General features: G+C 45.8%; 1 protein-coding gene and 1 pseudogene. Both read left to right on the top strand.

From position 1 onward, the window contains the following. On the top strand, window positions 1-395 hold a 395-nt coding region (gene zapE, locus A3729_RS07130), incomplete at its 5' end, for a cell division protein ZapE (protein ID WP_156497757.1). Window positions 396-671: 276 nt separating this feature from the next. Further along, window positions 672-958: pseudogene (locus tag A3729_RS07125) on the top strand (acetyl-CoA C-acyltransferase); the annotation flags it as partial.

Genomic DNA, 958 nt, shown 5'->3' with positions numbered 1-958 from the left:
CTGTTGAAGCAGGTTCACACGAGCTAGAGCTTGAGATTAATGGTCGCCCTCTTAAAGCGCTACGGCACGCTGACGATGTTGTTTGGTTTACATTTTCCGAGCTTTGCGATGGACCTAGAAGCCAGAATGACTACATTGAGATCGCAAGAGAATTTCACGCAGTGATCGTGAGTAACGTCCCTCAGATGAGTATCGATACAGATGATCAGGCGAGGCGCTTTATCAATATGGTTGATGAATTTTATGACCGCAGCGTTAAGGTGATTATCTCTGCTGAAGCGCCTATCCATGAAATTTACCAGGGCGGCAAACTTAGCTTTGAGTTCGAACGTACAGAAAGCCGTTTGTTAGAAATGCAAAGTCACGAATATCTAGAACAGGCGCATAAAGCTTAATAATGCTCAATGTAGGCAGAGCCTTCCTCGACTCGCAGGCGGTTTGGCTTCGGGCAGACACCATACAGATTCATTGCGAGGGAGCGAGCCCCCTGCCTACAGAAATAGATACGCTATTGCCCCTATAAAGTCGGCGTTTTCTGTAGACCCTTTCTAAGCTTGCAATAAATGATCAACTTTATTGCTATGAAATATCATTGAGACCTTCGCTTAGCCAGCTATCCTAATAATGCGTTTTCCATTCAATGGACGAACAAATTTTATAGGATAAGTACAATGACAAATGAAGCCCTAATATTTGACGCGATTCGCACACCTCGGGGCCGAGGTAAAGCGAGCGGCGCTCTTCATGAAGTAAAACCGGTAACACTTCTTTCAGATTTATTAAACGCTCTTCAACAGCGCAATGGTTTCGATACAGCTGAGGTTGACGATATCGTCATGGGCTGCGTTACCGCTGTTGGCGACCAAGGTGCTGATATCGCAAAAACTGCAGCATTGGCTGCAGGATGGAATGATGATGTTGCAGGTGTTGTCCTTAATCGCTTTTGCGCATCGGGGCT

The organism is Oleiphilus sp. HI0043 (assembly GCF_001634935.1).
This window is presented reverse-complemented; position numbering and strand designations above follow the sequence as displayed.